The organism is Bacillus sp. FSL K6-1006 (assembly GCF_038593175.1).
GTDB lineage: Bacteria > Bacillota > Bacilli > Bacillales > Bacillaceae > Bacillus > Bacillus safensis.
The window spans coordinates 1,294,379-1,319,308 of record NZ_CP151970.1 but is presented as its reverse complement, the minus strand read 5'-3'; the positions used below and the strand labels follow the sequence as shown (position 1 = coordinate 1,319,308).

Annotated in this window: 25 protein-coding genes, 1 pseudogene and 3 riboswitches; of the genes and pseudogenes, 7 read left to right on the top strand and 19 right to left on the bottom strand. The window is 40.5% G+C overall.

Annotation, left to right across the window (positions count from 1 at the left end):
* Positions 1-137: 137 nt before the first annotated feature.
* The gene (locus tag NSS65_RS06800; protein ID WP_041116436.1) at positions 138-1,157 is read left to right on the top strand and encodes an acyltransferase family protein; all 1,020 of its coding nucleotides are present in this window, start codon (positions 138-140) and stop codon (positions 1,155-1,157) included.
* Positions 1,158-1,184: 27 nt separating this feature from the next.
* Here the strand turns inward: NSS65_RS06800 and NSS65_RS06795 are convergent, their stop codons facing one another.
* From NSS65_RS06795 to htpX, 5 genes are all read right to left on the bottom strand, one after another.
* Positions 1,185-1,358, bottom strand: coding sequence for a hypothetical protein (locus NSS65_RS06795; protein WP_170825835.1), 174 nt, complete (start codon positions 1,356-1,358; stop codon positions 1,185-1,187).
* A complete protein-coding gene (locus NSS65_RS06790) occupies positions 1,351-1,515 on the bottom strand; it encodes a hypothetical protein (protein ID WP_087975542.1) in 165 nt (54 codons plus the stop codon). The genes NSS65_RS06795 and NSS65_RS06790 overlap by 8 nt, the downstream gene beginning before the upstream one ends.
* A 6-nt stretch (positions 1,516-1,521) precedes the next feature.
* Positions 1,522-2,040, bottom strand: coding sequence for a YetF domain-containing protein (locus NSS65_RS06785; RefSeq protein ID WP_046310749.1), 519 nt, complete (start codon positions 2,038-2,040; stop codon positions 1,522-1,524).
* A gap of 294 nt (positions 2,041-2,334) precedes the next feature.
* A complete protein-coding gene (locus tag NSS65_RS06780; RefSeq protein ID WP_080652937.1) occupies positions 2,335-3,681 on the bottom strand; it encodes a TrkH family potassium uptake protein in 1,347 nt (448 codons plus the stop codon).
* Between the two features lie 144 nt (positions 3,682-3,825).
* Complete coding sequence (htpX, locus tag NSS65_RS06775) at positions 3,826-4,725, bottom strand: protease HtpX (protein WP_024424664.1); 900 nt, start codon at positions 4,723-4,725, stop codon at positions 3,826-3,828.
* 278 nt (positions 4,726-5,003) lie between these two features.
* Between htpX and NSS65_RS06770 the strand changes: the two genes are divergently transcribed.
* Positions 5,004-5,720: a DUF1836 domain-containing protein gene (locus NSS65_RS06770; RefSeq protein WP_268436387.1), complete on the top strand. Its 717-nt coding sequence runs from the start codon at positions 5,004-5,006 to the stop codon at positions 5,718-5,720.
* Between the two features lie 122 nt (positions 5,721-5,842).
* On the top strand, positions 5,843-6,037 hold the full coding sequence (locus NSS65_RS06765; RefSeq protein WP_024424662.1) for an alpha/beta-type small acid-soluble spore protein: 195 nt from the start codon (positions 5,843-5,845) through the stop codon (positions 6,035-6,037).
* A 38-nt stretch (positions 6,038-6,075) separates the two neighbouring features.
* Here NSS65_RS06765 and NSS65_RS06760 read toward each other — a convergent pair whose 3' ends face one another.
* The 4 genes and pseudogenes from NSS65_RS06760 to NSS65_RS06745 form a co-directional block, all read right to left on the bottom strand.
* On the bottom strand, positions 6,076-7,254 hold the full coding sequence (locus tag NSS65_RS06760) for an anti-sigma factor domain-containing protein (protein ID WP_326135080.1): 1,179 nt from the start codon (positions 7,252-7,254) through the stop codon (positions 6,076-6,078).
* Complete coding sequence (gene sigI / locus NSS65_RS06755) at positions 7,251-8,006, bottom strand: RNA polymerase sigma factor SigI (RefSeq protein ID WP_003210952.1); 756 nt, start codon at positions 8,004-8,006, stop codon at positions 7,251-7,253. The genes NSS65_RS06760 and sigI overlap by 4 nt, the downstream gene beginning before the upstream one ends.
* 215 nt (positions 8,007-8,221) lie before the next feature.
* Positions 8,222-9,113 (bottom strand): annotated as a pseudogene (locus NSS65_RS06750) (TerC family protein).
* Positions 9,109-9,215: riboswitch (yybP-ykoY riboswitch) on the bottom strand. (Overlaps the previous pseudogene by 5 nt.)
* Positions 9,216-9,292: 77 nt before the next feature.
* A complete protein-coding gene (locus tag NSS65_RS06745) occupies positions 9,293-9,907 on the bottom strand; it encodes a DedA family protein (RefSeq protein ID WP_025092317.1) in 615 nt (204 codons plus the stop codon).
* A gap of 246 nt (positions 9,908-10,153) precedes the next feature.
* Between NSS65_RS06745 and NSS65_RS06740 the strand changes: the two genes are divergently transcribed.
* Positions 10,154-12,574 (top strand): EAL domain-containing protein, encoded by a 2,421-nt coding sequence (locus tag NSS65_RS06740; RefSeq protein ID WP_034623374.1) that lies wholly within the window; start codon positions 10,154-10,156, stop codon positions 12,572-12,574.
* Positions 12,575-12,808: 234 nt separating this feature from the next.
* Here NSS65_RS06740 and NSS65_RS06735 read toward each other — a convergent pair whose 3' ends face one another.
* The 3 genes from NSS65_RS06735 to NSS65_RS06725 all read right to left on the bottom strand — a co-directional run bounded on the left by NSS65_RS06735 (position 12,809) and on the right by NSS65_RS06725 (position 13,987).
* Positions 12,809-13,273 (bottom strand): MarR family transcriptional regulator, encoded by a 465-nt coding sequence (locus NSS65_RS06735; RefSeq protein ID WP_087975546.1) that lies wholly within the window; start codon positions 13,271-13,273, stop codon positions 12,809-12,811.
* Between the two features lie 356 nt (positions 13,274-13,629).
* On the bottom strand, positions 13,630-13,794 hold the full coding sequence (locus tag NSS65_RS06730) for a hypothetical protein (RefSeq protein ID WP_024426818.1): 165 nt from the start codon (positions 13,792-13,794) through the stop codon (positions 13,630-13,632).
* Between the two features lie 37 nt (positions 13,795-13,831).
* Positions 13,832-13,987 (bottom strand): hypothetical protein, encoded by a 156-nt coding sequence (locus NSS65_RS06725; RefSeq protein WP_087977671.1) that lies wholly within the window; start codon positions 13,985-13,987, stop codon positions 13,832-13,834.
* 192 nt (positions 13,988-14,179) lie between these two features.
* Here NSS65_RS06725 and NSS65_RS06720 point away from each other — a divergent pair, with 192 nt between their 5' ends.
* Positions 14,180-14,509: a MerR family transcriptional regulator gene (locus NSS65_RS06720; RefSeq protein WP_024424656.1), complete on the top strand. Its 330-nt coding sequence runs from the start codon at positions 14,180-14,182 to the stop codon at positions 14,507-14,509.
* 34 nt (positions 14,510-14,543) lie between these two features.
* On the opposite strand, the gene NSS65_RS06715 is transcribed toward NSS65_RS06720, so the two are convergent.
* The 7 genes from NSS65_RS06715 to NSS65_RS06685 all read right to left on the bottom strand — a co-directional run bounded on the left by NSS65_RS06715 (position 14,544) and on the right by NSS65_RS06685 (position 20,720).
* Entirely contained in the window at positions 14,544-14,942 is a 399-nt protein-coding gene (locus NSS65_RS06715) for a hypothetical protein (protein WP_024424655.1), read from the bottom strand.
* Positions 14,943-15,232: 290 nt separating this feature from the next.
* The gene (mgtE, locus tag NSS65_RS06710; RefSeq protein WP_024424654.1) at positions 15,233-16,591 is read right to left on the bottom strand and encodes a magnesium transporter; all 1,359 of its coding nucleotides are present in this window, start codon (positions 16,589-16,591) and stop codon (positions 15,233-15,235) included.
* Between the two features lie 208 nt (positions 16,592-16,799).
* Positions 16,800-16,964: riboswitch (M-box (ykoK) riboswitch) on the bottom strand.
* A gap of 131 nt (positions 16,965-17,095) precedes the next feature.
* Positions 17,096-17,236 (bottom strand): hypothetical protein, encoded by a 141-nt coding sequence (locus NSS65_RS06705; protein ID WP_003212346.1) that lies wholly within the window; start codon positions 17,234-17,236, stop codon positions 17,096-17,098.
* A 76-nt stretch (positions 17,237-17,312) separates the two neighbouring features.
* Positions 17,313-17,831 carry a PepSY domain-containing protein gene (locus tag NSS65_RS06700; protein ID WP_034281515.1) on the bottom strand — a complete coding sequence of 173 codons (519 nt, stop codon included), beginning with the start codon at positions 17,829-17,831 and terminating at the stop codon, positions 17,313-17,315.
* Between the two features lie 93 nt (positions 17,832-17,924).
* Positions 17,925-18,614 (bottom strand): PepSY domain-containing protein, encoded by a 690-nt coding sequence (locus tag NSS65_RS06695; protein ID WP_034281514.1) that lies wholly within the window; start codon positions 18,612-18,614, stop codon positions 17,925-17,927.
* Between the two features lie 66 nt (positions 18,615-18,680).
* Positions 18,681-20,030 (bottom strand): ATP-binding protein, encoded by a 1,350-nt coding sequence (locus NSS65_RS06690; protein WP_034281513.1) that lies wholly within the window; start codon positions 20,028-20,030, stop codon positions 18,681-18,683.
* Positions 20,031-20,033: 3 nt separating this feature from the next.
* Positions 20,034-20,720 carry a response regulator transcription factor gene (locus NSS65_RS06685; RefSeq protein WP_034281512.1) on the bottom strand — a complete coding sequence of 229 codons (687 nt, stop codon included), beginning with the start codon at positions 20,718-20,720 and terminating at the stop codon, positions 20,034-20,036.
* Between the two features lie 443 nt (positions 20,721-21,163).
* Between NSS65_RS06685 and NSS65_RS06680 the strand changes: the two genes are divergently transcribed.
* Together NSS65_RS06680 and metE are read left to right on the top strand one after the other, a co-directional pair.
* Entirely contained in the window at positions 21,164-22,123 is a 960-nt protein-coding gene (locus NSS65_RS06680) for a S8 family peptidase (RefSeq protein WP_024424648.1), read from the top strand.
* 113 nt (positions 22,124-22,236) lie between these two features.
* Positions 22,237-22,428, top strand: a riboswitch (cobalamin riboswitch).
* A 149-nt stretch (positions 22,429-22,577) separates the two neighbouring features.
* The gene (gene metE, locus NSS65_RS06675) at positions 22,578-24,866 is read left to right on the top strand and encodes a 5-methyltetrahydropteroyltriglutamate--homocysteine S-methyltransferase (RefSeq protein ID WP_046310735.1); all 2,289 of its coding nucleotides are present in this window, start codon (positions 22,578-22,580) and stop codon (positions 24,864-24,866) included.
* Positions 24,867-24,930: the final 64 nt, after the last annotated feature.

Below are 24,930 nucleotides of genomic sequence, written 5' to 3'. Positions count from 1 at the left end.
TTACGCTTCTTTTACAACCATTCTACAATTTCACATCAAATAGCGAATTGAGCGAAAATGTATTTTAGAATGAGGCAAATAAGGGAACAGTGCACTTAGAACATTTATGTTTGAAATCGAGCAGGAAAGGTGATGTTATGGCATCTTCACGAGATAGTTATTTTGATAATGCGAAATTCCTTCTGATTTTTCTAGTTGTTTTTGGTCATTTGTTACGATCATTCATTCATGATAATGACTGGATGCTCTATTTATACAAGTTTATTTATACCTTTCACATGCCCGCCTTTATTTTAGTTTCTGGCTTTTTTGCAAAAGGGTTTAGAAAACCGGGCTTTATGAAAAAAGTCGCCGTTAAGCTGATCATCCCATATTTAATCTTTCAGGTGATCTATTCGGTTTACTATTATCTCTTGCAGGATCAAAGCATGGCCAATTTAAATCCAATTGACCCACAATGGTCCTTATGGTTTTTAATTAGTTTATTCTTTTGGAATTTGCTGCTCATTCCTTTTTCAAAACTGCCGTTTCACTGGGCGATGATCGTCAGTTTATCGATTGCTTTACTCGTCGGTTATGTGGACAGCATCAGCGATACACTCAGCTTATCACGTACGTTTGTCTTTTTGCCTATGTTTTTAGCTGGATTCTATTTAAAAAAGCAGCATTTTGAATTCATCCGTACAAGCAAAGGAAAGCTGGCAGCACTTTTTGTATTAATGGCTGTGTTCCTGTTTTGCTACTTCTATGAATTTGATTATTCCTTCTTATTTGGCTCAAAGTCGTATGCTTCTCTTGGGGATGAAGGAATGATTGCGGCGATGAAACGAATGGCATGGTATTTGCTTGCATTTGGCGCTACTTTCAGCTTCTTTGCATTAGTTCCAACACGCCGTTTCTTCTTTACAAAATGGGGAACAAGAACGTTATATGTTTATTTATTACACGGCTTTGTGATCAAGCTGCTAAGAACCACTTGGTTTGATGACTGGGCGCTAAATGCAGCAAGTGTACTCATTTTATTGCTGCTGACCATTCTATTAACCTTTACCCTGTCTAGCACTTTTGTCAAAACCGTTGCACAGCCAGTGATCGAGCTCAAAATGACCAATCTCATGCGAACGATCACCGGCAGGCAAGGCAGTTATATCAAATAAAAAACGATCCTTCATGGATCGTTTTTTCTATTTCTTATTCTGCTGACATGCATCATCTTTCTTTGGCTTTACCAACGTATCAATCCATTTGCTGCTGTTAATATCTCCAAGCTCACTGCCAAATTCCTCTTCTAAAATATCTGGGTCCATTGGCTTTTTATGGTCCTTCATCTCTTTGCTCTTCATATGCTTCTTAGTCACGAGATGCTCCCCCTTGTTTCCCTTTATGAGAATTTCGGTTTGCCTGACGATCTCTTGATTGTTCGTCAAATTGAGTTTGTCCTTGATCATGTGCCATACTTTCTGTCGGCGTCATATTATTTGTTAATGCTTCATTTTTCGCTGCTTTTCTTTTCATCTGCATTCAGTCCTTTTTTGACAGGTTTAGTTCTTCTCTTAATTGGTCAAGGAGTTCTTTCATTTGCTTGACCGTCACTGGCTTTTCCTCAGGTTTTAACTCATAGCCAATTTGCCCATTGGCTTCTAGCGTGGCTTTTTTGAGACAGCTGATGTCAGTGATGCCTTGCTGCTTTAAACGCATTTTAAATTCGTCCCTTGTGAGCCTTGTTTTCTTCAGCTTATGATCAAGCATTTGGCCATCCTGTAAAATCACGACCGATTTGCCTGAAAGCAATTTTTCAAAAAAATCCGATTGAATCGACAGCTTCTCCATAATGACAAGTGCCACAATAAAGATGGTAGCTGCATAAATGGTTTCAAGTAAATTATGCTCAATAAAGGGTTGGATAATAATCGATCCGATTGAAATCATGATGACTGTTTGTTGTACAGTTAATTGACTAATCGATTTAGGCCCTGCTATTCTCAGCAGCAAGGTACCAACTAGCAGCATGACAATTGCTTTCCATAACACATCCAGCACGTCTCGTTCACCTCTTACCTATAGATTGCGAACATCCCATGTGATTTAGCCAGTTAGATAATGGAAATAAAAAAACAGCATTCGAATTGAATGCTGTAAGATGTTGACAAAGGGCCAAAATGAAAATCATTTTGGCCCTTTGTTTTCATTTCAGCGTGATAGAAAACCTTTGAAGTCTAGGAAGGACGAGCACCGGAACGGAGCGAATTTGACATTCGTGAGTACCGGAGCGCAGAACTGCGGGCGAATGCGAGGGTTTGTTTACACGCTGACAGCATTCAAATTGAATGCTGTTTAGCCAATAATGACGCGCTCTTTCGGATAATGATAATTTGCTTCGCTTTCTCTTCGGCCTATTAAATATAAAAAGCTTGGAATACCGATCCGGCCAATAAACATGACAACCATGATGATACATTTACCAAACACAGTGAGATCTGAGGTGATCCCAAGCGACAGCCCCGTTGTTCCGAAAGCAGAGCAGACTTCAAATAAATTTTCAAGAAGTGTATTATGCTCTGTTAAGGATAACAGGAACGTAGCACCAAAGACCAAAATAAAGGCCATCATGGTTACCATAAGAGATTTATTAATATCCGCTTGATGAAGCTCTCTCTTGAAGATTTTGATGGATTTATTTCCCCTAGCAAAATGAAACAAGGCAAGTAAATTAAGAGCAAACGTAGTTGTCCGAATGCCGCCCCCCACAGAGCTTGGGGAAGCCCCGATAAACATGAGCATACATAAAAATAAAAGCGTCGGTTCCGTCAGCTGCGTAATATCTAACGTTGTCAGCCCCCCGCTTCTTGTTGCAGTCGATTGAAACAAAGAATAGAACAAGATTTCGTGCCAGCTTTTCCCTACAAAGCTAAACCCGGCTTCAAGTGCATAGATTCCAATCGCTCCAACAACGACAAGGCCGCCGAACGTGAGCGTGGTGATTTTTGTAAACAATGAGAACGATGCGTGCTTACGGTCCTGATTGAACAAATAATCTTTTACTTCCACAAGCACAGGAAAGCCAATCGCTCCAAAGATGATCAGCAGCATCGTAATAAACTGGACGAAATAATCATCTTTGTAAGGGATAAGAGAACTCCCTGTAATATCGAAGCCCCCATTGGTTGTCGCACTAATACTTGAGAAGAAGCCATGCAAGAAAGCGCTTTGCACATCGTAATACTTGAGAAAATACATACTTAAAATCAGCCCGCCGACAAACTCAATCAGCAAAATTAAATATAAGACCTGCTTCATTAGTTTCACAATTCCAGATAAATTGCTTTGGTTTTGATCTGCCATGATCAGCTTTCTTTCTTTAATTCCAATTCTTTTTCGCATGACAAGCCATACGAAGGTACCGAGCGTCATAATGCCGATGCCTCCAATTTGCAGAACAAACGCAAGGATCCACATCCCTGCCACACTAAATGTTTGTGAGGTGTCGACAACAGTCAGTCCTGTAACACTTACCGCACTCACCGCTGTAAACAAGGCATCAATGAATGTCCATTTGACTCCCTCTTGATGAGCCACTGGCAGGCTGAGAAGAATAAACGACACGGTCACAGCAAGAAAATAATAAAGGGCAATCAACTGAAAAGCTGACAGCCGGTCAATTAGCTTTTTTATAGGATTCATTGTCATTCCTTCTTTTATCTATCTTTTCGAATACCTTTATCATTTTAATGAAAAGAGACATGATTTTAAAGCTATTTTATGCTTTATTTTCTTTTTCATCAAAAAGAAAAAGACATCCTGTTAAAGAATGTCTTTTCGTCTTTCTTATTTTGCTTCTAGTCTTCTGATTCTTTCGTTCAAATCAGGGTGTGTTGAGAAAAGAGAAGCTTTTCGTTTACCGCTGATTTTCAGCGTAGCGACTGCTGTTTGATCATCATCTTTGATTCTTGACGTGTACGCCTCAAGTGAACGAAGCGCATGAATCATTTTGTCTTTACCTGCAAGGTCGGCTCCGCCGCGGTCTGCATGGAATTCACGGTGTCTAGAATATGCAAACACGACAAGGCTTCCTAGGATAGAGAAAATGATTTGGAAAACAATCACAGCGATAAAGTGAACAATCGGCACAAGCTCTTCACGTGAAACAAAACGGCTTGCGATCCATGCCGCAATTCTTGAAAGGAACACAACGAACGTGTTGACGATTCCTTGAAGCAGCGTCATCGTCACCATATCACCATTCGCAACGTGAGCGACTTCGTGGGCGATTACACCTTCAACTGCTGCATCATCCATTTCATGAAGCAATCCAGTTGATACCGCAACAAGTGATCTTCTCTTAGAAGGACCTGTTGCAAATGCATTGACTTCAGATGATTGATAAATACCAACCTCAGGCATTTTAGAAAGGCCTGCTGCTCTTGAAAGTCTGTGCACGCGGTCAACAAGCTGCTGCTCATCATATGTTAATGAATCCTTTTCTGGATTTAACACGCGTACACCCATCATCATTTTTGCCATCCAGCGAGACATTGCAAGTGACATAAACGAGCCAACAAAACCAACAACTGCACTGAATACAAGAAGATAAAGGATATTAAGTCTTCCGTCTGCTCCTATATAAGAACCAACACCAGTTGCTGCACTAATAACCGACAGTACAATACCAATCGTAGTGATAACAAGAATGTTCGTTAATATAAACAGAAATATTCTCTTACCCATACATAACCTCCGCTGTCATATTAAGTTCAAATGAACTTATTAATAAAATTATAAAAATAAACGTCTCAAATTGCAAGGAAAAAGGAATCACTTTCTCTGTTTATCATAACGGCTAAAGCCCCATCACATCAATATTTACGACATTTGCCCCAGCAGAAAAGTGTACAAATTGTGACGCACAGGTTTGAATTTGAGTTTATTTTGCATTTTCATCAAAAAGAGACTATGATGTTGAATTAGATCAATAATCACGTTTTGACGTACAAATGAGGTGGAACATGGTTACTTTTAAATTAACGAGAATTGACATGACAAGACTTCTGTATTCTCTAAAAGGAGAGGGAGATCTGACTCCGCTTCAGCTTTTGAAACTATCTGTAAAAAATGGCAAGGATCATGACTATGATGAATTAAAGATCCCGTCTTTTTTTGAGAAGCTTGAACGGCGGAAGCAAAAATCAGAGCATGGTCTTTCTACAAATGAAATTGTTGAGCTTGGCAACTTGTGTGAGCTGACTTCTCTTAAATCGACGGCGATTCAAAATTGGATCAAACGTGATATTAAAGATATGATTGGCCATCCAGAGCTTGGCAAGAAGTACTCTATTGATCAGGTCGTTATTTTATTAATTGTCAGGGATTTAAAATCAGTTTTTGACTTCGATACCATTCGTATGATCTTATCTGCCTTATTTAACACCATCACAGATCGAACAGATGATATTATTAGTCCAATCCGTTTTTATGAAGCATATGCGCACGTCCTTGATTTTATTTATCATCATACACAATTTCCATTAAAGGAAACAAATTTACGAGAAATAACTGAGGAGCAGACAGACAAGCTCCATATCGAGTTTACAGAATTGACGAAGAGCCAATGGAATTTGATTAAAGGCATTATCAGTTCTACCGTCTTCTCTGTATTTACTTCTCATTTGCAAAGTACAGCTCAAGAAATGATGTATAATACGCTTCAGCTGAATAAGGGATAAATAAGAACCGAGGTGACCTTCATCATCTCGGTTTTTTTGTACAGCAATTGCCAGCATAAATGTGCGGCTTTTTTTCAAAATAAGAAGGCGCAACAAACATGAGGTGAAAGGAGGAATATGACATGGCAAATCGAAATCAACTTCTTGTTCCCGGAGTAGAACAAGCTTTAGATCAATTTAAATACGAGATCGCTCAAGAATTTGGCGTCACTCTCGGTTCAGATACAGTCTCACGTGCAAACGGTTCTGTTGGCGGTGAAATCACAAAAAGACTCGTTCAACAGGCTCAATCACAAATGGGCAATCAATCTAAATAAAGACATGGTGAAATACGCCGGAGCTAATCTGGCGTTTTTTATTGTTCATATGTGTGCTCATGCCGGTTCTCGCGATAAGGAAACGGTGCACCTTTCCCTTTTTGCTTCACATGTTCTCTTTTTTGTTCAGCGGATGGATTGTTCTGATCCCTGCCGTTTTTTTTTGCATGTTTTTCCACATCACCACGTGATGTGCCGTTCCAGTGTCTTCTTTCATCAGGATCAGTTGAATGATTTTTTTTTTGCTCTTTATCGAAAGAATGATCCTTTTCTTCCTTTATCTTGTTGTCTTTGCTTGCATCATCAGGTTTTTGAGGCTTTTGAACAGATCCTTGCTCTTCCCTCTCTGCCTCCTTCTGCTCTTTGTCCTCAGCTTCAGGAGCCTCTTGATCTGGCTGCATCTCTTCGCTATCGTCTGTCTTTACGTCTTCTTGTTTGTCTTTATCTGCTTGTTCTTCATCATGTTTCTTAGGATCTTCTTCCTTCACAGCATCGTTATCTGCTCCGTCTTCATCCTTTTTGATGTCTTCATGTTCTTGATCTTGCATTTCTTGATTTCTAATATATGTTCCTGTTGAAATGCCTGCCTTTTGAGCCTTTTCTCTTGTTTCCATGTCACTTTCCACAGTTTCCAGCTTATAATTGCGTTTTTGATATTCACCAGAAATGGTGTTAATTTTGCTTTTTACGTTTGTTTTATATGTATTGTCCTGCTTGTTTTCATAAACGGTTGAAATATAAATACTTTTAGAATGGTTCACATATCCTTTTTTGTCACAGACATCTATAATTTCCTGGACGACTTTGGTCATGTCGTTTTTTTCTAAATCCTTCATACTCGCCAGTACTTGCTTTGCATCTTTATTCAGCGGTGTGACACCGATCACTTGATAATTGTGATCAAGCTTCAGCTCAAAGCTTGGGTTAATGTCAATTGTCATATATGCATATGCTTTTTGACTTGAGAAAGATGGCATCATAGTAAAAATTACGACAATAATCGCTGCAATTGATAGTATTCCTGCATTTAACGGACGTAAACGAAGCAGGTCAAAAAAACCGGCTCTTTTTCTTTCGAGACGTGATTCATTCGGAAATGTCACTTCTTGGCCGATTTCATAGTTTTGCTCTTCATATTTTGTCCGCAGAAATTGTCCATCAGGGGTCAGCAGCGTGACATATTTTTTGTTTTTCTCTACTATAATGCCTCTTCTCATGAATTAAGCACCCCTTTAAGGTAATCTTTCAAATACACATAATCACCTGTCATAATGATCGCCATCGCAATGATATATTTTCTATTTCTCTCAATCGTTTTGCGGCTGACTTCCACTAACTTTTCCAGCTGTTTGACGGGCAATTGTTTTTTTTGAAATAAAATGGTTCTCAGCTCATCGTGTTCAACGAGTGTATGGGCTACTTTAATGGCATTTTGCCTGGCATCTGCATGCTTTGGTGAATGCTCAAGCAGCTCTTGAAACGTGAGACCGTATACTTTCAATCGTTCTTTAAAATGTTCAATCTCTTCTCTTCTATGTTCTTGTTCAATTAAACGCCTATATTCATTTGCAGAGAGCTCGGCTTCAATCATGCTTTGAGAGTATTCGCCGTTCTCACTTTCTTGCAGGTCCATTTGAACCGTTGGCGCATTTCTTGCTTCTTTTCGAATATAGTCAATCACTTTTCTTTTAATAATTAATTCTGCGAAAGCAAGCAGTGAGTTTCCTTTTTCGGCAGAGTATTTTTCTATCGCTTCATTAAAGGCTATTAAGCCTATGCTGAATTCATCATCTTTTTCATCTATATATCGTTTACAAACGGATGAAACCGTCTTAGCGACAAATGGTTTGTATTGCTCTATTAATGCATTTTGCAGTTCGATATCACCTTGTTGAATACTGATAGCCGACTGCTCTAATGTTTGCTTTTTCTTTCCTTTTTTAAACAAAAGGCTAAGCAATGGTTTCACCTCAGTTCTCCCTATATTACTCATTTATGATAGCTAATTTATGAGGGAAGCGCAAAGGAAGAAATGAGGAATTCATTTCCTGTTACTCAATTATGACATGTTTGTCACCATCTACTTTACAATGTTTCGTCTAAAAGCAAAGAAATAAGGGGGTATCTCCCCCTTATTTGTAATATACGTGTTATGAAAATGAAATGATATTTCTTTCAAAAAACCTACTCTCCCAGGCGTGCCTCTTGCTTCTCCTCGTTTTCCTGCCCGCCTTTTCTTGATGGACTTGATAAAAACCAGCCAAATGCTGCAATTGCGAGAAGCACTGTCCAGAAAATGACTTTCCATAATGCTGAATGGATAAAATGAGACGATACGACCCCAATAGCTGGATGTGACAGTGTATAAAGCGTGAGCTTCACACCCACCCATCCGACAATGACAAATGCTGCTGTTTCTAGGCTCGGTCTTGTTTTGAGCAGTTTCACAAAGACCGTTGCTGCAAATCGCATAATCACAAGACCAATGATACCGCCTAAAAGAATGACAATAAATTGACCGCCATCGAGTCCACCGATTTGCGGAAGACTTGTTTTTGGCAGTGTCACAGCTAAAGCGACGGCCGCTAAAATGGAATCTACGGCAAAAGCAATGTCGGCCAGCTCTACTTTCACGACCGTTGCCCAGAAGCCGCTTTGTTTCACATTTGTTTCAGTTTCCTTTTTCTTAAATACGTGCGATTTTAAAATATGGTGAATGGAAATATAAAGAAGATAAATTGCACCAATGGCTTGAACTTGCCACACATCCACTAAAAACGAAATAAGAAACAGAGAACCAAACCGCATGACAAACGCACCTGCAAGTCCGTAAAACAATGCCTTTTTTCTTTGTTTTTCAGGAAGGTGTTTGACCATCACGGCCATGACCAGCGCGTTATCAGCTGCTAAAATCCCTTCTAATCCAATCAGTACGAGCAGAACCCACCCGTACTCTAAAATAATAGCTGCATCCATCATCATTCCTCCTTGTTTTTATCTATTGTCCCACAACAGACAAAGGCTTATGAATGCAAAAAAGACCTTTGCCTGTAATGGCAAAGGTCTTGCTAGACATGTGATATGTAGAATCATGCCAACAAAGCCGATGAACATCAGTCCATGTAATGACGACTTTGTTTCCGGTAAAAACCGGACGCTACTCCCCTTTGGCGGGATTTAGAATATTTAGATTAATTATATCATAATCAATAGACACTGGATTGTCAACAGGTGACTTTCTGTTCGATCCATTGATTAGGCAGTTGGCGTTTCTGTTTTTCTTTTTCTTCGTTTTATCAATAGGTAGACAACAAACAATAACACAACACCGATCCCAATTGGTAAAAGATAAGGATCTATCATGGCGCCAACCTCTTTCCAATTCTCCCCAAGCATAAACCCAAGATACACATACACAAACGTAATTGGTGTAATTGCCAAAAACGTATACAGGCAAAAGACCCACACATTCATCTTGGCAATACCGCACGGGATGGAGATAAGTGTTCTGACTCCTGGTATGAACCGGCCGCTGAATGCGACGAATCCGCCATGCTTTTCAAAGAAAGCATCCGATTTATCAAGCGACTCAGGTTTTATAAAAAAGTACTTTCCATATTTATTTAAAAAGGGTCTGCCGCCGTAACGTCCTAACCAGTACAAGGTCAAAGGACCAGCCACACCGCCAATAGAGCCGGCCGCCACAACACCGATAAAGGCCATGTCCCCTTCTGAGACCCAGTAACCCGCAAGAGGCAAAACCACTTCAGCAGGTACAAATTCAATGCATAATGCGAGGAAGATGCCAAAGTATGACAAGTTCTTAAAGGCATCAGCTAAAGAAATAATAAAATCTTCGATGTTTATCAATCCCTTTCACACATAATCATTTGACTGATTCTATCTCTTTTAGAATCACACCATATATTAAACGAATAAAACCGAAGAAACGATTCGCTTTTCGTCGTTTTTTTACATTAAATTTGATTTTACTATAAAAGAAGGGTGAAAAAAACGTTGATTGTTGTATTTAAGTGAAGGAAAGGTGAACACAGAAGCCATTCGATCCGATATATTAAGTATATGTCTGTTTTAAAGTACAGGAGGTTTTCTTACATGACCCATTTAACAGGAAGCTACAATGGATGGCTTGTCTTTCTGTCAATCGCTGTCGCCGCTGTCGCCTCCTACTCAGCTCTTCATATAGCCAGCAGGGTAGCACAGTCAAGCGGTGCAAAGAAAAAGGTATGGCTGCTCATTGGTGCAATGATCATGGGAATGGGGATATGGTCGATGCATTTTATTGGCATGATGGCATTTCAAATGCGTGTTGGCATCACATATGATACATCCTTACTGATTCTATCGATTTTGGCCTCATTTATCGGATCCTTGATCGCTTTTTCAATATGCATTCAAAAACAGCTCTCTAGAAGACGGCTGCTCATTAGTTCGATCACCATGGGTTCAGCTATTTGCAGCATGCATTATCTTGGAATGGAATCAATGGCCAATGTCTCAATCAGCTATGATCCAGTCCTCTTTTTTCTTTCGTTTTTCATTGCTGCCATTACCTCCTACTTCTCATTGAAACTCTTCTTTCGTGTTGACCGCACGAAAAGTAAACGGGAGAATTATCTTTTAAAGAGTCTTGGTTCAATGTTGATGGGCGGTGCTATAGCAGGTATGCATTATACTGGTATGGCTGCCTCTACCATGTTTTATCATTCAAATGGACAGGCTGCTATAGGTGGATCTCTTGAAATGTCGCCATTCAGTCTGTCGATTTTTATCGGCTTAATGACACTTATAGTCCAAACACTGATGATTTTTGGGGCCTATATTGATCACCGGATCATGACGCAGTCAGATCAGCTGAAAGAAAATGAACAGCGGTTTCAATCGCTTATCAAACATAATATAGACGGCATTATCGTGTTATCTGTCGATCGAAAGGTTCTTTCTGCAAATGACTCTGGTAAACAAATCTTAGAGTTGTACAATTCTAAGATTGGTGATGATGTCAGCCAATATGTGATGCCGACTGAGTTGTGGGAAGAATTTATTTCTCAGTCAAAAAAAGCTATCACACGCGAAGCAGAACTGAAAACAGCAGATCGTTTTTATTATTATCATGTCACTTACATACCTGTTCATGTGAACAATTCACTCGACAGCATTTATCTTGTTTTAAAAGATTTAACGCAGCAGCGGATTGCAGAAAAAGAAATTCATGTGATGGCACATTATGATGCACTAACAGAGCTTCCTAACCGCCGCCACGGCATCAATCATTTAAATGATGTTCTCTCCGCTCAAGAAAAGTCAAAAACGTCAACAGCGGTTCTGTTTCTGGACTTAAATCGTTTTAAAATTATTAATGATGCACTCGGGCATAACATAGGAGATTTACTGCTGAAAGCTGCCGCAAACAGACTGACGCAATGTTTACCGGACAATGGCTTTATCGCAAGACTTGGCGGTGATGAATTTTTAATGATCTTTCCCCACATGGATCATGATACACATAAAATCGAACAATTTTCTAAAAATATCATCCATCAATTTGAACGTCCTTTTTTCATCCAGAACCATCAGCTTATTACGTCAATCAGCATTGGGATCGCTATCTCTCCGCAAAATGGCAAAGACGGGATGGAGCTGATGAGAAAAGCCGATATGGCCATGTATTTATCCAAAAAACATAAGCAGAGCCGTTATGAGTTCTTTACCGAATCCATGGAAAGATTAAGTGAGGACAGGTTAAACCGGGAGCTGGAGCTGAGGGATGCCATTCAAAGAGAGCAATTTGTCCTTCACTACCAGCCTCAAGTCAGTGCCAAAACTAGAAAGATGACTGGGGTTGAAGCCCTTTTGAGAATGAAGGCACCAGATGGTTCCTTAAAATCACCTGAGGCTTTTATTGAGCTGGCAGAGGAATCAGGCCTGATCATTGATATTGGCAGATGGGTCATTGATACGGCTGGCAAGCAGGCAAAAATGTGGTATGACGATGGGCTAAAGATTCCTGTGGCTGTCAATTTATCTGCGAAACAATTCAATTCTGAAGACTTAATTGATTTGATCAAGCTCACACTGAAAAAATACGACCTGAAACCGTCACTCTTGGAGCTTGAAGTCACAGAAAGTATGACAATGGACAATATCAAGCAATCAAAACAGGTGTTAACGTCGCTAAAACAGCTTGGCGTCCGCATTAGTATTGATGATTTCGGTACAGGCCACAGCTCATTAAGCTATTTAAAGGATTTACCGATTCATCGACTGAAAATTGATAAATCCTTTATTGAGGACATTTTAAGTGATTCAAAGTCTGAACAGATTACAGGGGCTATTATAGCGATGGGACACCAATTATCTCTCGAAGTGATAGCAGAAGGTGTTGAAACGTTTGCACAGGCTCAGCTATTATCTGCCCAGGGCTGTGACGACCTGCAGGGGTTTTATTATGCCAAGCCGCTGCCAGCAAGCGATATTGAAAAATTCATCGCCTATCCGGCGCTGCTTGACACATAAAAAAGGTGCCAATGATGGCACCTTCCAGCGTGCAGACAAACCCTCGCATTCGGTGTCAGTCCTGCGTGCCGGTGCTCACGAATGCTCAATTCGCTCCGCTCCGGTACTCGTCCTTCCTAGACTTCAAAAGTTTTCTGTCACGCTGAGCTGAGAAGAAGACAAAGGGCTAAAATAAAGATCACTTTAGCCCTTTGTCAACAATTTAAAAGGTGCCAATGATGGCACCCTTTCGTTTTATCTAAATAATAAATGCTGACTGTGAATACCTGCTTTTTTCAATAGACTAATCAATTGCTCTTGCTCTTCACGCGTCAGACCAGAGAATGCACGCGCAATCCGAAGAGAGTGGATCGGATAAATCTTGTCAAGATAGCTTCGCCCTTTTTCCGTTAAATGGGCATAAACAGACCGTTTATCCTTGGGGTCCTGTTCTCTTTCAATGAAACCATTTCGTTCTAATTTGTCAATTACGTACGTCACATTCCCGCTGACAAGCAGGAGTCTTGAGCCGATTTGCTGAAGCTTTTGAGCACCTCTTGTGTACAGTAATTCAAGAACGGCAAATTCAGTTGGATTGAATCCATGCTCTTTGCTGTCTCTAATACTGTGTTCTGAAACGCTTTTAAATGCTCTTGCAAAAACCTTGTAAAGCGTCATTGAGCGTTCTACTTCTTCTTCATTAAACGATAGTCTCATCACATATCTACCTCTTATAATATTTTTTTAACTTCAAGGCTGTCTTGCGGTGCAGTTGGAGCCTTTCGTAAAAAATAGAAGTACGTTTTTGAAAACCCTTTCAACCACATAAGTGACTCCATTCGTGTTATGTATAAGGTTTCGATATAAACTTTTAAAATCCTTCTTATTTTTCACAATCATCTCGAAAAAAAGCTTTTTCAGCAAACCATCAAGATGCGACACACTTTAACAAAATCTGTAAAGAATCTATGGTTTCTTGCACTTCATTCGCCAAATTTCTACAAAATTCAATATTGCTATAATATTAAACAAAAAAAAGAACCCTTTATGTGACATACGCACATTTCAAGGGATTTTTACAGACAGCGTTCTGTTTTGTTGAAAAAGAAATGATACTCTTTTTTTAAGTCACTAATTGTCATGTTCTTGGCCGCATCAGGGCTGTAAACCCCTAATGAACATAGCTGCTTCGTATAATAATGTCTTTCCTTTGCTAAAGCTTCTTTTAATATACGCCGCACCGATTATCCCTCCTATCAAGTGATTTGGATCGGGTGCTTATGAAGACTTCTTATACAAATCATTTTGCATGGCTCTTAGAAGCGCATGTGCATTCTGACCTGCAGCCTGCATGAATTGCTCGAGCAATTCATCCCTCTTCACATCTAATGCGATGATTTCTTTTGCCATACGAATGATCTGTGCTTCCTCCATCATATGCTCCTCCTCCTATGTCAATTCACCATGATTATATGCCGCCGTAAGATGTATTGCACACTCTCTGTAATCTTTCCTCCCATGGTTTTTTCATTTTTTTCGTTTTTGTGTTATATTTTCTAACAAACGATAGGTTTTTTCACTTCTCGTTCTATATAATATGAAGAAAAGACTTGCAGGGGTGAGTATATGACGCAGGAAGATGTATCTTATAAAGATAAAAAAGTCATTTCAATCGGGATTGTCAGTGAGCTAACAGGGCTTTCCGTCAGGCAAATCCGATATTATGAGGAACGTAAACTCATTTACCCCCAGCGCTCAACAAGAGGCACACGGAAATATTCTTTTGCAGATGTTGAACGTTTGATGGACATCGCCAATAAACGGGAAGACGGTGTGCAGACAGCTGAAATTTTAAAAGACATGAAGAAAAAAGAACAAGCGCTAAAAAGCGGACAATTTAAGAAAAAAATGCTGGAAGGTCAGATTAACGCACACTTTCGGTATAAAAATCGTTAAACAAAAAAAGAATCGCTCTTTTGAACGATTCTTTTTATTTAGAGGAAGCTTCAGTACCTTCTACAACCCCTACAAAGTCAATCAGCACGCCACCTCTTTCAGGATCTTCTTTCACCCGCAGGGCAAGTGCCTTTTTCTTCCCGGTTTTTGCATCTTCATAATTCGCATGGAACACATGAATGCTGGCTTCTTCCAATTGAAAATCCTCATAAGAAAGCGTGTCTATGCCCCATTCTTTTTTCAGTTTCAGAATGTCATCCGGGCTCGGGACCGCACCTTCGACGTAGATATCTTCCATTTTTCTTTTATTTCCTTCGGTGATGGCTTCAAGCATATGCTCTGCAGCCACTAGCCTTCGGTCTTTCCCCTCGTCCTCCCTTTGACATGCACTCAGCAAAAACATACACATCAAAATGAATAAGAATTTCTTCATGTTTCTCTCCCACCTTCTCCTTAAAATGTAAAGGATGGAAGCGCTATATGCAATCTTTATACAAAAAAAGCCTGTAAAACGTCATGTTTTACAGGCTTAGATTGCGGACAAGGGATGGTCCTTTGTCTACCTTTCAGCGCGATCTGAAAACCTTTGAAGTCAAGGAAGAACGAGTACCGGAGCGGAGCGAATTGAACATTCGTGAGCACCGGCACGCAATGACTGACACCGAATGCAAGGGTTTGTCAGCGCGCTGAGACTGCAAAACGTCATGTTTTACAGCCTTCTTGCTACATAAGTGTATGAAGGAACGCTGTCGCAATACCAAAATAGATGAGCAGTGATAAAATATCGTTCAATGTTGTAATCAGCGGCCCAGATGCAATCGCAGGGTCCACGTTTAATCTGTGTAAAATAATAGGCACGATCGTACCTGCCATCGTTCCAATAATCAGTGTGGCAAGCAGTGACGAACCAACAACAAATCCTAAAATCATATTACCCTGCCACACCATTGCGACGACTGTAATAATGATGGAACAGACAATCCCAATGTAAATACTTGTTCGGAGCTCTCTAAAAATCAGGCGCATAATGGTTTTTTTCGTTAATTCTTCTTTTGAAAGTCCTCTAATGACGACCGCAAGCGACTGTGTGCCTGTATTCCCTGTCATTCCGGCAATCATCGGCATGAAGAAGGCTAAGGCGACGACTTGCTGAAGGGTATCTTCAAAGTAATTTAAAATACTGCCTGAAATCAGCCCAATGAATAAGAGCAAAATGAGCCACGGGAGACGCCGGTATGCTGCCACAAAAGCGGGCGTGTCGAACGTAATATCTTTACCAGAGGCAGCGAACTTCTCATAGTCTTCTCCTGCCTCTTGAATGACGACATCAATGATATCATCGACTGTGACGATTCCGACCAGGACATTGTTCTCTTCTACAACAGGAATGGCAAGAAAATCATACCGTTCAATCAGCTTTGCGATTTCCTCCTGATCCTGAAAAGCTCCAACGGCAATGACTCTTGTAAACATAAGATCCTGCACTTTTTCATCTGGTTCACCTAAAATGAGATCCCGGTACGACAGAACCCCTACAAGCTGCTTTTGATCATTAATGACATATAAATAGTTGATCGATTCTGCAATTTCAGCAAAGCTTTTCAGCTTTACAACTGCGTCCTGAACCGTATAATGCTGAGGAATCCATACGTACCGGTTGGTCATGATCCGGCCTGCTGTCTCAGCAGGATAATTCATGAGAAGCTGGACGGCCTTTGATTCCTCTGCCTCCATGTTTGATAAAAGCTGATCTTTCAGCTCATCATCCATTTCATCAAACAAGTTGGCTAGGTCATCGTTATCCATTTTGTTTGTGACGAAGGTGGCTTTGTCTTTTCCTACTTTTTCAAGCACAATTTCTTGGTATTCGCGCTCAAGCTCACCCATCATTTCCGTCACATCATCGATTGTTAAAAAGCTGAGGAAACGGCCGCGGTGTTTTTCTGGAAGTTCTTTAAATAAATAGGCCATATCATATGGCTGAAGTTCTTCCATAATGTTTTTAAATTCTTTGCGTTTGCCATCTCTTAATAAAATAATGATTCTTAAAATGAGTTCATCGTACGTAATGTTCTGTATCATCGCTGTTACCTCCCCAAAGTCAGGAGATACCCGAATCCCTTAGAATGTGCGGGGGTCAGGATCTCCTCTGTCTGATGCGTCAATCTGATCTTTTGACATACTCTCTATGTGTCTCGAATCGGGATGATCCATCCCCACACCTCCTTTTCTCATAAAAAAGCACCTTCAACCGAATGAAGGCGCTTTGTAAGCATGACAAAATAAACACTTGCTCCTTCAATCGTAGAGCTTTAGCACTGTACGGCATAGGATCAAATCCAGCTGCATTAAAAATCACCTTATGTCGATGATTTCTGTTGACCCATTGGCGTCTTTGGACATTTTTGGGCAGCAGCGTATCTCCATACAGGAGCCTCACCTAACGAAGTCTCATATTGTTAACACACTGAGATTACAGAAAAAGCGGAATGATGTCAATAAGCAAGATGCCAAATATCCTTATGTATTCGCTTACTTTTCAAAAAAGAGCGATAGACAGCTCGGCCATCGCCCTTTCATGTCTTTTTATTCCTCTTCCGGCTGATTCATATCCTCTTGGGAGAGGAGATGAAAGGAATCATGCAAAAACAAAGCATATCCTTCTCCATCAGGATGCGGAACGTATTCCGCGTGATCCATTGTTTGCTCTTCTTCTTTTTTCTTCATATTCTCTCGCCTCCTTTCCCGTAGTTTGTCCCAATGAAAAAACCTTACACATGAAAGTGTAAGGTTTGGTCATAGCTTAATCATCCCATTCTTGCTTCAGGATTTTGCCTGTTTTAGCGGAAATCTCAAAATCAACTTCCTCGCCGCTTGGTGTTGTGATTTCAATTTCGTAAATGTACACACCATTTTCTTTATCTAGATCAGAATCAGTGACTGTGCCTTTTACTTTTGCAAGAGCCATTTTTTCAGCCTGTTTTTTCGTGATCTTCACGTTCTGTTTCTTTTCTTTGACTGGATCATTCATCGCTTTTCCAGTTTTTGCATCGACATATACTTTATATTCAAAGCCGCCTTTTTTGATCTCGACCTCATACACCCATTTTCCTTTTTTACGCTCAAGATCCACATCATCCACATAGCCTTTCACCACTTTTAAGGCTGCTTTTTCAGCTTGTTTCTTTGAAACAAATGACGATTTCTTTTGCACGACTTGCTCGGCGTTTGCTGTTTGATTTGTATTTTGCGCTTGAAGTGTGAAACCACCTGCAACAAGAGTTCCCGTTAATGCTGTAGCTACTAGTACTTTTTTCATCATGTTCATTTCCTCCTCTATTTGATTTCTTCTCTATCTTAAGAAAACAAGATGATAAAGGAAGGAAAGAAACATGAGAATATCATGAGAAAAAGATTAGTTTTCGTACGTAATGCCCTCAATATCCCCTGTATAGGCGTTCACAAGCACCTCCGCCTCTCTGCCGTCAGGCAAATCCAGCTCCACCTCAAATACGAGCATACCGCTGAATGTTTCAAGATCAGCATCATCCACTGTTCCGCCAACTTCTTTGACGGCAATTTGGATGGCTTCCTCGACAGTGATTTTCGTAAGCTTCTTTTCTTTAGAGGTTGGTTTTTTCTTTTCTGCTTCAAGCACCTTAAATGACTGTTTGTCGACCTCGACTTGATATAATTCTTTTTTTGATTGGATGGTAAAAATGAAACGATCTGACGTCTCTTTTTTTTGAATGACAGTTCCGCTCACCTTTTTAACAGCCGCCTCTTCTGCCTGGAGCTCAGCATTTTTTTCATTTGGCTTTTGATAGCTTTTTAACTGTCTAATTTCTTTCATTTGACCGCTTGCAGAAGATGCAATGATTTGATAGATGCCGTTTGCATTTTCCAGCGTCATTGTATAGTCCTGTTTATGATTGATTAAATCAATATGTGTAATGTTTCCATTGTAGTCTTTTGCGATCATTTTTTTCATTTCTGCTTCACTTAATATTTTTTGATCAATGGTTTGGATCATGAGCATTGCAAAGGCCGCAAGAATCACAAGACATCCTGCGAGCGCAAGCACCATTTTCGTTTTTCTAGACATGCAGCGCCTCCTTCCTATTTCCTATTTTATAAGGAGGAAATGAGAAATTGATGAGAAAAGACCCATTTATTTCTGAAAAAGAATGGTCATGGCTGTCCCTTCGCCGATACGGCTGTCTACCTTCAGCTCGGCCTCATGTTCTTCTGCAATTTGCTTCGCAATTGAAAGACCGAGTCCGGTTCCGCCCGTCTCACTGTTTCTCGCTTCATCCACGCGGAAAAAGCGGTCAAAGATTTTCGGCAGATCCTCTTCTTTTATGCCAATTCCTTGATCAATCACTGAAATAAATGGCTTGTCTTCTGCCCATCCGCAGGTCACATCAACTGGCTCTCTGCTATATTTGACCGCATTATCAATTAAGATGGTCAAAAGCTGTTTGATTTTCTCTTCGTCTCCTTCTGCGATCAGCGGCTGATCTGTCTGCACATGAGATTGAATCGTTCGATTGGTAGCCACTTCAAGTGTATGACAAAGCTGCTTGCACAAATGACCAAGATCAACCGGCTTCATATCCAAGTATAACGGCTGGCCGTTTTTCGCCAATGTCAATAATTGATCTGTCAGTCTTTTCATTTTTTTCGCTTCATCATGAATCGCTTGGGAGGATTCTTCTACAACCTCTGGACGTGTTTGCCCCCAGCGTTTGAGTAAATTGCTGTAGCTCATAATGACGGTAATCGGTGTCTTCAATTCATGGGAGGCATCATGCAAAAATTGCTGTTCTTTTTCATAATGCTTCTCGAGAATCTCGGACATTTCATTAAAGGTTTGTCCCATTTGATATAGTTCATCCTTTGAATCGCCTGTTAATTCAATTCGTTTAAACGCCTTCTCTTTCATACTTGCCTTCATGGTATTCGTCATTCTGCTAATCGGCCGGACAATTTGCTTTGTTAAAACGTGGCCTGCAAAATAGGAAAGCACAATAAACAAAACGCCGGTAGCGATTAAAATCATTTTTAATAACGCTAAGTTCTCTTCCGTATTTTCGATTTCTTCATATACTTGAAGCGACATAATCTCACCATTTGTCCAAATGACCGGAATAGCAGCGAACGCAATCATATGCTTATTGTATTCTTTGATTTCTGCTGTCTGGCCAGATTCGTATGTAAAAGGCAGTGAGCTAAACGTTGATTCCTTTGTGACAGTCAGTTTTGACTCTCCCGTTTCTGTCACGACTCGGATCATACCATTTTGAGGCAGGTACGCCTTCAGCAGCTCCGAGGACGGAAGACCCTCTTCCTCTGATTTTTTTAAAGCAATGGCAATATTTTCAGCCACCTCAGACAAGCGGGACATATCTTTTTGCGTCAAGGTCATTGAAAAAATAAAATAAATGGCTGTATGAAACAAGAGCACCATTAAAAACAAAGACAACGACGTATAAAGCTGAATCTTATTTTTTAATCTCATTCTTTATCCTTTCATCACATAACCCACACCTCTCACTGTGTGAATCAGCTGTTTTTCGAATGGGTAATCGATTTTTTTCCTTAAATAACGGATATAGACATCTACCACATTTGTATCACCAAAATAATCAAAACCCCAAACCGCTGTTAAAAGCTGATCTCTTGTGAGCACTTGCTGCTGATGGTTCAGTAAGTGGACAAGCAGGTCATATTCTCTCGGCGTGAGTTCAAGCATTTGCCCAGCCCTTTGTATTTCTCTTGTTTTCTCGTTGACCGTTAAATCTGCTATGCTCAGCTCTGTCTCCTTTTCTTCTTGTGCATGTATATTCAGTCTTAGCTGCGCGCGAATTCGTGCTAATAATTCTTCTATGTCAAAAGGTTTTGTTATATAATCATTCGCCCCAAGATCGAGCCCGCTTACCTTATCAGGGACACTCCCCCTTGCTGTAATCAAAATAATAGGTGTCGCTGTATTTGTCTTTCGAACCCTTCTCAGCACTTCAAGACCGCTTAACTCTGGAAGCATGACGTCAAGCAGCACCAAATCGAAGCTGTCTTCTTCAAGAGCCTGAAGGCCGTCCATTCCTGTCTCTTTGACTGTCACCTCATATCCTTCATATTCAAGTTCAAGTGACAGCACCCTAGCGATTTTCTTTTCATCTTCGACTACGAGTATCTTCCCTTTGTTCATCTCTATCTCTCCTATCTAAAAGGCAAGCTTGTCTTTCCATTATTATATGTTGCCTTTCTCATTTGGAACAGTCACAATCTTCACATCTATTTTTTTATGGAGGGAATTATTTTTGAGAAAAAACATTTAACTTGATCCTTCTTCTCAATTTGTTACTTCATCTCATTATTTTTTAGTCTGCCTCTTTTAGTTCTATTCACCCATTTTCATCTGTACAGGTGCAACCTCACTATGCAGCATTTCCTTCTTTTTCATATGATATCAAGAGTTTTCTTCAAAAGGTGAGCTCTTTCGTCAATATGTGAGGAGAACTGCACTTTTGATAATAGATTGATTATTTGAAAAATTATTACAATTGACCCTTTCCGATCAAAAGTTTCTTTTATACAATAACATTATGCAGCCTGAATCTACTTTGAAAACAAAATAAGGAGGGCTTTCTTATGAAAGGTGAAATTCGCTTAATTCCGTATGAAGTAAAAGCCAATGTGATGGAAGCGAAAGAGACGCCGGAAAGTATTCAGGAGATTAAAGCACCCGAACTTTGGTCAAGTGGCTTCAAAGGAAAAGGCATAACCATTGCTGTCCTTGATACAGGCTGTGACACAGAGCATCCCGACTTAAAAGATCAGATTATCGGTGGGAAGAACTTTACCGATGATGACGATGGAGATGCTGAAAATGTAAAAGACTATAATGGGCATGGTACCCATGTAGCAGGAACGATTGCCGCAACCGATCAAAATGGCGGAATTTTAGGGGTTGCCCCTGAAGCCAAGCTGCTCATCGTGAAAGTTCTTGGCGGTGAAAATGGCAGCGGAAAATATGAGTGGATCATTGATGGTATCAACTATGCCGCAGAGCAGAAGGTGGATATTATCTCTATGTCTCTCGGTGGTCCAAGCAATGAGCCTGCCCTGCAGGAAGCCATTCAAAATGCGGTAAAAAGCGGTGTGCTTGTTGTGTGCGCAGCAGGAAATGAAGGGGACGGGGACGAGCGTACGGAAGAGTTCTCCTACCCAGCAGCATACAATGAAGTCATTGCCGTCGGTTCTGTTTCCCTTGCTAGAGAATCCTCTGAATTTTCTAACGCCAATAAAGAAATCGACCTCGTCGCTCCAGGAGAAGACATTTTATCCACTCTCCCTAACCATAAATATGGCAGGCTCACAGGGACTTCAATGGCTGCCCCTCACGTAAGCGGTGCACTAGCCATTATTAAAAACGCCGAAGAAGAAGCGTTCCAGCGCAAGCTGACAGAGCCTGAGGTTTATGCTCAGCTTGTCAGAAGAACCCTTCCATTAAAACAGTCGAAAGCCCTTGTAGGGAATGGATTTTTATATTTAACTGCGCCTGATGTCCTTTTAGAAAAAACATTAGAAGCAGATCTTTTATCTCTATAGCTTAAATAGAGGTCCTGAGAAAAGATAGAATTTTCTCAGGATTTTTTTAATTAAAATTATTCAAAATTTACTTTGACGAAATGAAGTGAACGTTATATAATCGAACACAATAAATTCATAGTTTGAGAGTCGGTAATTCGATTACACGTCGAATTTTAATTGGGAAGACCGGTGAAAATCCGGCGCGGTCCCGCCACTGTGAGTGAGGAGAGCTTTTCTCAGGAATCCACTGTCATTAGGATGGGAAGGATGAAAAGCTTGCAGATTCACCAGCCAGGATACCAGCCGCTCTATCACATCAAACCCCCTACGGTTGATAGGAGATGTCGGAAAAGCGTCAGTGATACTCACGCCTTATTTCGCACACACATTTTGTCTTTTAAACCAGACATTTACCTCATCAATCATGATCATGAGCGTAAATGTCTTTTTATATTTAGAGGAGGAATTGGAATTGACAATTGTTAAAACAAGTAATCTAGGCTTTCCGCGCATTGGTTTAAACAGAGAATGGAAAAAAGCACTTGAGTCTTACTGGAAAGGTCAAACAGACCGCGAAACCCTCTTAAGCACACTGGATGAACAATTTTTAACTGCCATTAAAACACAAATCGATCAACAAATTGATGTTGTTCCTTCTGGAGACTTTACCTTCTATGATCACGTGCTGGATACCGCTGTTATGTTCAATTGGATTCCAGAGCGCTTCCGCAGCTTAAAAGACCCGCTAGATACATACTTCGCGATGGCAAGAGGAACAAAAGATGCCGTCTCAAGTGAAATGACAAAATGGTTTAATACAAACTATCACTACATCGTTCCAGAATACGAAAAAAGCACAGAATTTAAACTCACACACAACAAGCCGCTTGAAGCTTACGAAAAGGTGAAAAAGGCGTTTGGTGTTGAAACAAAACCGGTTGTACTTGGTCTATATACATTTGTCTCACTTTCTAAAGGTTATGAAGCAAATGAAGTGAAAGAAATCCAGCAGCGTCTAGTGCCGCTTTATACTCAGCTTTTAAAAGAACTTAAAGAAGCAGGCGTCAAATGGGTTCAAATTGATGAACCTGCACTTGTCACAGCTTCCAGTGAAGACGTAAAATCCGTAAAAGAAATTTATCAAACGATCAAAGAAGCCGTACCTGGCTTGAACATTCTTCTTCAAACATACTTTGATTCAGTAGATGCGTATGAAGAGCTTGTCACATATCCTGTTGAAGCAATTGGTCTTGATTTTGTCCATGATCAAGGGCGCAACCTTGATCAAGTGAAAAAGCACGGTTTCCCGAAAGATAAAATTTTAGCAGCAGGCGTCATTGATGGAAGAAATATTTGGAGATCAGACCTTGGCGAAAGATTATCCTTTATTTCTGAAGTCATTGCTGACGTTCAGCCGAAAGAAGTGTGGCTGCAGCCATCAAGCAGCTTGCTGCATGTGCCAGTTGCCAAACACCCAAGCGAACAGCTTGAAGAAAAACTATTAAACGGACTGTCTTATGCCACTGAAAAGCTGGCTGAATTGACATTACTAAAAGAAGGTTTAACAAAAGGAGCAGCTGCCATTGATGCTGATATTAACGAAGCAGCACAAGCACTTCTTACCTTAAAAGAGTTCGCAAAAGGAACAAATGCGGATCTAACAGCGGAACGCAACAATCTTTCATCGAAAGATTTTAAACGTCCAGCTGCCTTTGAAGAACGCCTTCGTATCCAAAACGAATCTCTTGAGCTCCCGCTTCTTCCAACAACAACAATTGGCAGTTTCCCGCAGTCTGCCGAAGTGCGCAGTGCTCGTCAAAAGTGGCGCAAAAATGAGTGGACAGATGCAGAGTATGATGAGTTTATTAAGAAAGAAACAAAACGATGGATTGATATTCAAGAAGAAATTGGTCTGGATGTGCTCGTACATGGGGAATTTGAACGTACAGACATGGTTGAATACTTCGGTGAGAAGCTAGCCGGATTTGCCTTTACAAAATTTGCTTGGGTACAATCCTATGGATCACGCTGCGTGAAGCCGCCAATCATTTATGGAGATGTAGAGTTTACAGAGCCAATGACAGTGAAAGAGACGGTATACGCACAAAGTTTAACAGAGAAAAAAGTCAAGGGCATGCTGACAGGACCTGTTACCATCTTAAACTGGTCTTTCCCAAGAACGGATATCTCTCGCAAAGACATTGCTTTCCAAATTGCTTTCGCTTTGCGTAAAGAGGTAGAAGCTTTAGAAGCAGCTGGTATTCAAGTGATCCAAGTGGATGAGCCTGCGCTAAGAGAAGGACTTCCGCTCAAAGAAAGTGATTGGGCAGAATATTTAAACTGGGCAGCAGAGTCTTTCCGTTTATCTACATCATCCGTTCAAAATGAAACACAAATTCATACACATATGTGCTACAGTAACTTCGAGGATATTGTCGATACAATCGAAGACTTGGATGCTGACGTGATTACAATTGAACATTCACGCAGTCATGGCGGATTCCTCGATTACTTAGAAAAACACCCGTATTTGAAAGGACTTGGACTAGGCGTTTATGACATCCATAGCCCGCGCGTTCCATCTGTTGAAGAAATGAGCGAGATCATTGATGATGCGCTGAACGTTTGTCCAACAGATCGCTTCTGGGTGAATCCGGATTGTGGTCTAAAAACTAGACAAGAGCCTGAAACCATTGCTGCTTTGAAAAACATGGTCACAGCTGCTGAAGTCGCTCGTAAAAAGCTGGCGCAGCACGCTTAATTGAATGTCTCTCCCCTGCTGAACGCGGCAGGGGTTTTTTATGCGTAATTTGGCCTGTTCGATC